The following is a 9,021-nucleotide window of genomic DNA, read 5'->3' on the forward strand; positions in this document are numbered from 1 at the left end:
CAAGGGAGCAACCGTAATAGATCGTCGGAAAGAGTAGGACTTCTTTCTCGTTTCTTCTTTCGACTTGTCTTGCTACCCATTCAGCTATTAAAGAGTCCGTACCCATTGGTAAATGGGGACCGTGCTGTTCTACGCTTCCAATAGGAATTATCCCAACCTTACCAGGTACTTCTTCCCTTGTTACCTTCAAGATCTCCATGATAGAAAGTGTATTGTTATTTTTTATTTAAAACTGCTTACTTTAACTTTCCTAGGGTTTAGAATTCTGTAGATCCATTATGTCCTTATAACACTTAACGATCTCAAACGTATTAGGCTAAGTTCCTGGCACATCTGGATCCAGTATTTTATTGATATAAATAGAGTGAACGTCGATTTTGAATGACTCCTTTTAACATTTCTATCAAGTTAACGTTTCGTCTATCAGCCTCATTGTTGCACCTATCCATGTCTCATCTTGTAAGTTTAACTATCTAGCCTTGGATGAATGATCCTGTAGAGTTTACCCATTTACCTTGAAGAGGTAAAGATTCACGGTTAAGCTAGAAGTCAGCAGGGAGTTAAGTATTTCACAGTTTTACGATATAATTAGTCTTTTCCCAAAAAAAAAAGTCGTGGAAACTATCAGCTCTTGTATCTTCCTTAGTCGGCATACTATATATTCCTTGGATATGGTATAATAATGCCAATACGATATTCGAAATGATAAACCTACTCGGTTCCTTTTTAGGAGCCGTAGCTGGTGTTATGATGGTATATTATTGGATAATAAGGAAAGAGAAATTATCCATAGCGGATTTATTTAAAAGATATGGAGAATACTGGTATAATAATGGAATAAATTGGATAGCATCTTTATCCACTATTATAGGACTTATACCACTATTATTAGGACTCTTAATTCCTCAATTGTCCATAATGTTTTCCCTTGGATTCTACTTATCTCTAGCATTAGGAGGGACGTCCTTCGCTGTCATTACTTTTATTTATAAAGAAAAGAAAAACTGAAACTTTTAAATCTAAAATATTTATTTTTTATAATCTATTTATATTAATTTCAAATGTTTTCGATTCTTACTCTTTCTCTTTGATACAAATAAGTAATGATCCATTAACTACTGATGAAGTTTAATTATAAAATCTTGTAATAACGTGCTTTTTTGAATTTCTAAATATCTAATAACTATAATTCATGATTTTGTTTTATATTAAACTCTTTACTTTTATCGCATAACTTATAAATATTGAAAAAATTTTATGTTATTGAATAATAAGATCTAGTTAAATTGTTAAATCATTTAAAAAATTTTCTATAAATACTTTTAGAAAAATTTAACTTAAGTTATAAAATCTATTCAACTAAGTATTAATTATTATTCGATAAAGTAAGATAGTCGTAAATCTTATAAATCTAGCATTTCTTTAAAAGTTATGAAGAAGGATACTGTTCTCGATAAAGCAAAAAATCCCAAATATTTTATTGTAACTGTAATACTTATAGCGTTTGGAATGTTTCTTGTAGGATTTGATGCAAATCTGTTTTTCTTTGGAGGAACTTTTATATTATCCATAATTCACGTTAATCCTCTCTTACTTGGAATTACTGCAACGGGATTCGCTGCAGGAATAACAATATTTAGCATAATAGGAGGGTTTGTGTTTGATAAGATAACTACTAGAAATGGAATACTTATATCACTTCTTATAATTACTACTTTTTCTATGCTAACTGGGTTTGTAACGAATGAGTACGAGCTAGTTATATACAGATTTTTAGTAGGATTTGGAACTGGAATGATACAGCCTGAAATTTCTGCATTCTTAGGGGATCTTAGGCCAGGTATGAGAGCCACTACTATAGCTGCTGAGGGAGTTGCTTTTAATTTAGGGTTAGCCTCAAGTCCATACATTTTCGCCCAATTCTCTACTGCTACCACTTTCAATATCCCTTTTATAATAGCTGGCATCTCAGGGGGAATTCTTATGTTATTGATTTTCCTTATAATACCTTCAACCTATAAGATAAAAGAGAGACCTAAGGTAGGAATAAGGCAAGTTATGAATAGATCTCTTTTCTTTATGGCTATATCCTATTTTATGTTCGGAATAGCATTTTTCGCCTATGAAGGCTACTTTACGCCGTATCTTATCTCTTCAGGAATTTCTAAAGAAGTTGCAGCATCTATAGTTTCATTCTTTGGTATTGCGGGAATGATACTTGCATTTCCTGGTGCATTTGCAGGAGATAAGCTCGAAAGAAAACACATTATACAGTTAGCCACAGTTGTAATGTCATTAGGCACAATTGTTATGTTTCTACCTCATATAAATCCTCTTTTAGCTACTATTGCTGTAATATTATTGGGAGGTGGGTACGCCATTTACGGAAATATTCAAGCATTTGCACAGGAGAGCGTCGAGGATGCATGGATAGGTACTGCAGTTGGATTTCTCTTTATGATATTTAATATAGGGGCAATGATCGGTGGACCTTTAATGGGGTTCTCTGTCAGTGATTTTGGATATATTTATGCAGGTATAATTTCAATAGTGACACCAATGGTTCTTTCAATATTTTTTGCCTCCTTAGCTCCCAAAGTTCCGAAAAGAATAAGGACGGTGTAAAAAATGGAAGCAAAGGATACTCTAATTAGATTTCTTCGCATACCTTCAATTTCAGCAACTGGAGAAGGCATAGAGGATACTGTAAATTTTCTTAGTGAAATAATGAAGAGTATTGGAATAAAAACTGAAATTGAAAAAGCTGGTGGAAACCCAGTAATTTTTGGAGAAATTAACGTTGGTAGCAAAAAGACTATTTTAATCTATAATCACTATGATGTACAACCAGTAGATCCCTTAAATGAATGGAAACACCCACCATTCTCTGCAATAGAAGAAAACAACAGAATATATGCCAGAGGTTCATCAGACAATAAAGGGACATTAATTGCAAGACTTTTTGCGATAAAGGATCTAATGGATAAGGGAGAACTTGGAGTTAATGTGAAGTTTCTATACGAAGGAGAAGAGGAAATAGGTAGCGTACATTTAGAAAATTATATTGAAAAAAATAAGGATAAACTTAAGGCAAACTCAGTACTTATGGAAGGTTCCTCTCTAGATTATAAAGGAAGACCACTAATCGTACTAGGAGTTAAAGGATTACTTTACGTTGAACTTTCCTTAGATTATGGATTAAAAGATTTACATTCGTCCAATGCACCAATAGTTAAAAACCCTTGCTGGGACATGGTAAAGGTATTAAATTCCTTAATTAGAGATGATGGAAATATAGATATAGATGGATTTTATGAGGATATTAGAAATTTAACCGAAGAGGAAGAAGAGCTTTTAGATCAATATGATATAAACTACGAGGAAATTAAGAAATCTCTCGGAAATTTTCCAATGAAATATGAAAATAAGAATGATATTGTAAAGGCTCTTTTAACTTATCCAACTTGTAACATAGATGGTATAGACTGTGGATATACTGGAGAAGGAAGCAAAACTATAGTTCCACATAAAATTGTTGTAAAGATGGACTTCAGGTTAGTTCCAGATCAAGATCCCTATAAAATACTTAATGGACTAAAAGAGAAATTGAAGTCAATCGGGTTCTCAGGGGAAATAAAAGTACTTGGAGCTGAGAGACCAGTTAGGACTTCACTAAGTTCAGAAATAGTTAAAGCAACAAAAAATGCAGCGAAAGAAGTATATGGGGATTACATTATAATACCGAATTCTGCAGGAACCCAGCCAATGGGATTATTTGTTTACAATTTGGGAATAAAAGATGCAGTAAGTGCAATAGGTGTTGGAGACCCTTCCTCAAACCCCCACGCTCCAAATGAGAGCATTTCATTAGATAACTTCTATAAAGCAATTAAACATACTCAACTTACTTTAATTAACTACTCAATGTAAATCATTTTTTTATATTATAATATATATTTGGAATGATCGTTAAGAATTAGTATATTATTAAACTTCGTTTCTGATTTTCATTACTAATAGTGTATAGGCTAACGCGCTTGATTTAAGGACACCTTCATACATATTAAAATCTTAAGCTGTCGTTAGAATATATATGTATTAACTTTTTATGTAGTTTTAATATATGAAATATTACATATTCAAAAGACTTAATAAATTACTTGAGAACGAGGGGTGTGGAAATTTGTGCTGAAATATGTCCTCCTTATTTAACTTACGACAAATCATACTATAATTTATCGTAAGGACTTACTATTTTACAATAATATCATAAGCGATTCCAAGTTCTTTTACCTCGACTAAAGTTAGTCCTAATATGAGGATGTCAACTAATTTTTTAACTGTAAGGAATCGAGATTGTTAAGCTTGCAATCAGTTATCGAAGCTATTAGCTCGATTAGTTTAACTTAATTTTATTGCTTCTTTAACATCGGTTACTTCTATGCTTAGTTTTTGATCTTTTTTGTGAACTCATCATGTTCAATATCGTGTTCTATTGGTTCTAGAATTTTAATTGATCTTAACGTACTTAATGTAGTTATGAACATCTAAGTGTTTCTATATGAGGAAGTTTTACTCTGAAAACAAATAGTTAAAAACTTAAAGGAATAATATAGAGAGTGGTATTAGAAAAATACGGTAAAATTAAAGGCTGAATTCTCGCCCTAAAAAAGGTAGTAGCAAGACCAGGAAAAGAGAAAGATTAACACATAGAATTTAAATGAAATGTAGATGTTAAACTTAACCTCGTTAAAAACAATTAACACTTTCCTGAATTTCATTAAGCATTAAATTGAAAACATTTTAAAATATCTTGTAAAAACGTTTATAAACAATCCTTTACATTCTGATGTATGGGTCTCTTTAATTGGGGAAAATCTGGTTCAGGAAAGCAACTCAGAATTCTTTTTGCATCAGATCTTCATGGATCAGACGTAGTATTTAGAAAGTTTCTTAATGCAGGTAAAATGTATAAGGCAGATGTACTTATAATAGGAGGAGACGTTGCAGGCAAAGCATTAATTCCTATTTTGGAACTAGGTGGAGGAAAATATCAGGTAGATGATAAAGTTGTAGGATCTGAGGGACTAGAAGAATATAAGAAGAAGTTTAGATCCTCAGGAATTTACTACACGATTGTGGATAAAAAAGAGGTAGATGAATTATCTTCAGATAAGGAAAAATTGGACAATGCTTTCAAGGACGCTATGATTGAAAGATTAAGAGAATGGATAAGGTTGGCCGACGAGAGATACAAGGGAAGTGGGATGCATATATATACTAATCTTGGAAACGATGATCCAACATACCTATTTGACGTAATAAAGGAGAGTGACGTGATGAGAACTGTTGAGGGAGAAATAATTGATATTGGAGGTTATGAAATGATATCCTTCGGGTATGTGAATCCTACACCTTGGAATACACATAGGGAAATGAAAGAGGAGGAGCTTGGACTAAATCTAAAGAAGATGGCAGAAAAAATAAGTGAACCTTCTAGATCAATATTTAATTTTCACGCTCCTCCATATGGAACGAACTTAGATAATGCACCTCTTTTAGACTCTACACTAAAACCCGTGGTTAAAGGAGGAGAAATAGTAATGACACATGTTGGATCAAGCTCAGTGAAGGAGATTACAAAAGAGTTTTCGCCACTCTTAGGTATACATGGGCATATTCATGAATCAAGAGGATTTGACAAGATAGGTAAAACATTAGTTTTGAATCCTGGTAGCGAATTTGGAGAGGGAATACTTCACTCTTCCTTAATAATCCTTGAAGATAATAAGGTTAAGGCCCATCAATTTATAATAGGTTAAAAGTTTTTTTTAATTAAAAATTGTTAGTTCTGGTGGGAACTTTACTATTACTACTATAATTAGATGAAGAAGTTCAACTCGTCATTTAGGGTATCTTAAATTCAACGTCAACAATGTCCTTAGGGAAGTATGCAGTAACAATCCAGTTTGGCACATCTACCACTTCGCTTACTCTTAGATTAACTGAAACGCTAGCAAGCATGTAAGCTTCAACTGGAGACATATGTTGCGAAAGAATTGATATTATACCCTTAATTGCTTTTTTAACTGCTATCCATAAATTGTTATCTATACCTGGATATGCTATGTACTCTTTAAATTCCATTTCTTTCACAGATTTGGATATGAACATAGGTTGAGATAGACTAACGTCTTTTAAAACTCTTACTTTAATGTTCATTTCAATGGGCGCCTCTATGGCAGTCCCGCAAACTTCTCCATCTCCTTGTGCTAGATGGGTATCGCCTATAGAGAGAAGCGTTCCTTCTACGTATACTGGCAAGTATAGTTTAGTTCCAAAGGTTAAGTGTTTTATGTCCATATTTCCTCCGTTTTTCCTTGGTGGAATTGTACTAAATTTCCCTCTCTCTTGCATAGCAACTCCTATTACTCCAGGGAAGGGAAAGATTGGGATCCTCACGTTTACGTCGCCGAATTTAGCTGAAGCTATACCATCCTTTACACTCCATATCTTTAAAGAAGGTCCTTGTAGATCAATTGGCGATGTATACAATTCATCTGCAAGTAATCCAAAACCTGGAAGAACTCCTGTCCATCCCCATCCCTTATCCCTAAAAGAAAGGAATTCAACCTCTATAGCATCTCCTGGTTTAGTTTCCCTTATTTCTATAGGCCCGGTCAAGGGATGAATCCTATTAAAATCTACTTTTGCTAGTTCTTGAGCAGTTGATGTTGGTGATATCTGACCATCTGTTGCCTCCTTAGTTTCGATAGTTATCACTTCTTCGTCGCTAATTGTCGCTATAGGTTGAAGCGAGTTGTCCCACTTGTTGTGGGTTAACGCATGTATAGTGAGCATAAATAAATGTATTATATAAAATTATAAAGTTTATTAGCTATATTTCTCTAAGAAAAACTTTTTGTCTTATTCATGATAAGTCATCCAGTTGTTAATCCATAAACTAATCTTGAAATTATGAAGGTAACAGATCATAGTGAAGTAATGTTCTAGCAGTTTTCACGTTGTTATAGGAGAGAAAATATGGGAAAAGTAAATATTAGAAAAGGAGCTCATATGAATACTACTGTCGTGATATTTATATAGCCCAAAATTTGTCCTTTAAACTGAAGAAAATGCCGAAATATCTTGGTCGATCGCCTAATAGCCAACCATATACTTGGAAGAGTGGAAGGATAAATTGCTGAACATCTAATGGCTGTTATAACTAATGTTACAGCTAGCTAAAGAAAAATAAGTCTTCGTAAATGATGATTCGTTAGAGATAGAATACGCTACCGAATGTAATTACGTTTAATCGCTTAACAACGCTTCATGCTTGGTAAGTTCTAGAGCTAATAGTTAAATTTGCTGTTTTGGACTCTTTTTCAGAAAAATAATTGGAACTCTCGTAATTCTTAGACTAGGAGAAAGTGTGAATATTTAATCGCTTAATTGGCATCAATTATTGAAATTTAACTTAGAATTTTTATTAGATAAATTGTAAAGTTTTTTTGTTAATTAATGGAAATCTTTTAGTTCCTATTTTAAGAAATATAGTATAAAAAAGAAAAACCGGTTAGTTTTTACACTTCTTCTATATAAATTGAGCTTAACTCAGTGTAATTTTCGGGCTTTCTATCTTTGAGAAATGGAGCTTTTCTTCTTCTCTCCTTAATTTTATCGAGATCTACTTCAACAATTCTGAATCCTTCCTCTTCTCCCATTTCATCAACAATTTCCCCGGTTGGATTAGCCACTAAGCTTTTCCCGAAATACCTTATTTCCCTACCCATGAAGTACTCTTTAGTCCTATTTACGCCAACTACAAACACAGTGTTAAATGCTGCATGTGCCCTTAACTCTAGTTCCCAAGTTTCAGGGTAGAAGTTTGTTGTTGTTGGAACGGTAACGATGTCAGCTCCTTTTATTGATAATATTCTAACACCTTCTTGGAAATGCCTATCATAGCACACTATTGTTCCTAAGGTGTATTCTCCCATATCAAAGACAGGATATGTTTTTCCAGGCTTAAAGTAAAACTTCTCGAAATATCCAGGAAGTTGAGGTAAATGTGTTTTCCTATATTTTCCTAATATCTTGCCTTTGTTTACTATTACTGCAGTATCATAATAAATTCCTCTTACTTTATCATCTTCTTCAAAGATTGTCAATACGACTCCTACATCTCTCTTTTTAGAGAACTCTGCAAAAGTTCTCACTGTTGGTCCATCAACTTTTTCAGCTAAATCAAAAAATTTAACGTCTTCAATAGCTGGAAAATATTGGGTTGAAAAGAGCTCGTTATACACAATTAACTCAGCTCCTTCATCAGTAGCTTTTTCTCCGTACTCGATTGCCTTAGTAATATTTGCCTCTTTAGATTCAATACTCCCCATCTGAACCATTCCTATCTTTATTTTAGGCATTTACCTCACCTCTTATCGAGTCTATCTCCTCATCTATTCCAGTTCTCCTTTTGGTAACTTTTTCAAGGAAATCGTAATCCCTCATTTTTCTTGAAGCAATTGCCCTCATATCCTCTATTGAATAATATCCTTTCCTTTTCATAAATTCTTCAAGAGACGTTTTCCATTCTCTAATGAAGTAGAAGCCTCTGATCATTGTGTACGTGACTGCCTGGACTGTGGTTGATCCCATCATTATATATTGGACAGCGTCTTTCCAATCAAATATCCCTCCAACACCACTAATTTGGAGAGAAGTTCTTCCCCAGATTCTCGATACCGAGGCTAACCCTATAGGTTTGACTGCAGGTCCAGAGATCCCTCCATATCCTGAATAGCCTGAGATCGAAGGAAGTGGGGTTCCGGTCTCTATGTCGATGTCAACAACTCCTATAACAGTATTTATCGCTGTTACACCCTTAGCTCCAGCTATTTCAGCTTCTTTAGCTATATACGATATGTCGGTAACGTTAGGGGTCAACTTAACTAGGACTGGTAAACCAACCGACTGGACTACATCCTTTGTATATTCTCGTACAAGATCTGCGTGTTG

At 33.8% G+C, this 9,021-nt stretch carries 6 protein-coding genes and 2 pseudogenes; 4 read left to right on the plus strand and 4 right to left on the minus strand.

Annotation, left to right across the window (positions count from 1 at the left end; genetic code table 11):
- Nucleotides 1–199: creatininase family protein (locus tag CM19_RS03865; RefSeq protein WP_048099145.1), on the minus strand; the 199-nt coding region annotated here is incomplete at its 3' end.
- A gap of 425 nt (nucleotides 200–624) precedes the next feature.
- Between CM19_RS03865 and CM19_RS03870 the strand changes: the two are divergent.
- The 4 genes and pseudogenes from CM19_RS03870 to CM19_RS03885 all read left to right on the plus strand — a co-directional run.
- Nucleotides 625–1,008, plus strand: a pseudogene (locus tag CM19_RS03870) (cytosine permease); the annotation flags it as partial.
- A gap of 423 nt (nucleotides 1,009–1,431) precedes the next feature.
- Entirely contained in the window at nucleotides 1,432–2,625 is a 1,194-nt protein-coding gene (locus CM19_RS03875) for an MFS transporter (RefSeq protein WP_048099147.1), read from the plus strand.
- 3 nt (nucleotides 2,626–2,628) lie between these two features.
- Nucleotides 2,629–3,930, plus strand: a complete 1,302-nt coding sequence (locus tag CM19_RS03880; protein ID WP_048099148.1) for a M20/M25/M40 family metallo-hydrolase — start codon at nucleotides 2,629–2,631, stop codon at nucleotides 3,928–3,930.
- A 923-nt stretch (nucleotides 3,931–4,853) separates the two neighbouring features.
- Nucleotides 4,854–5,822 (plus strand): metallophosphoesterase family protein, encoded by a 969-nt coding sequence (locus tag CM19_RS03885; RefSeq protein ID WP_048099149.1) that lies wholly within the window; start codon nucleotides 4,854–4,856, stop codon nucleotides 5,820–5,822.
- An 85-nt stretch (nucleotides 5,823–5,907) separates the two neighbouring features.
- Here CM19_RS03885 and CM19_RS03890 read toward each other — a convergent pair whose 3' ends face one another.
- The 3 genes and pseudogenes from CM19_RS03890 to CM19_RS03900 form a co-directional block, all read right to left on the minus strand.
- Nucleotides 5,908–6,861, minus strand: a complete 954-nt coding sequence (locus CM19_RS03890) for an acetamidase/formamidase family protein (RefSeq protein WP_048099150.1) — start codon at nucleotides 6,859–6,861, stop codon at nucleotides 5,908–5,910.
- Nucleotides 6,862–7,586: 725 nt separating this feature from the next.
- The gene (locus CM19_RS03895) at nucleotides 7,587–8,429 is read right to left on the minus strand and encodes a carbon-nitrogen hydrolase family protein (protein ID WP_048099151.1); all 843 of its coding nucleotides are present in this window, start codon (nucleotides 8,427–8,429) and stop codon (nucleotides 7,587–7,589) included.
- Nucleotides 8,422–9,021: pseudogene (locus CM19_RS03900) on the minus strand (hypothetical protein); the annotation flags it as partial. The pseudogene CM19_RS03900 and the gene CM19_RS03895, both read right to left, overlap by 8 nt.

The organism is Candidatus Acidianus copahuensis, from assembly GCF_000632495.1.
Taxonomy (GTDB): domain Archaea; phylum Thermoproteota; class Thermoprotei_A; order Sulfolobales; family Sulfolobaceae; genus Acidianus; species Acidianus copahuensis.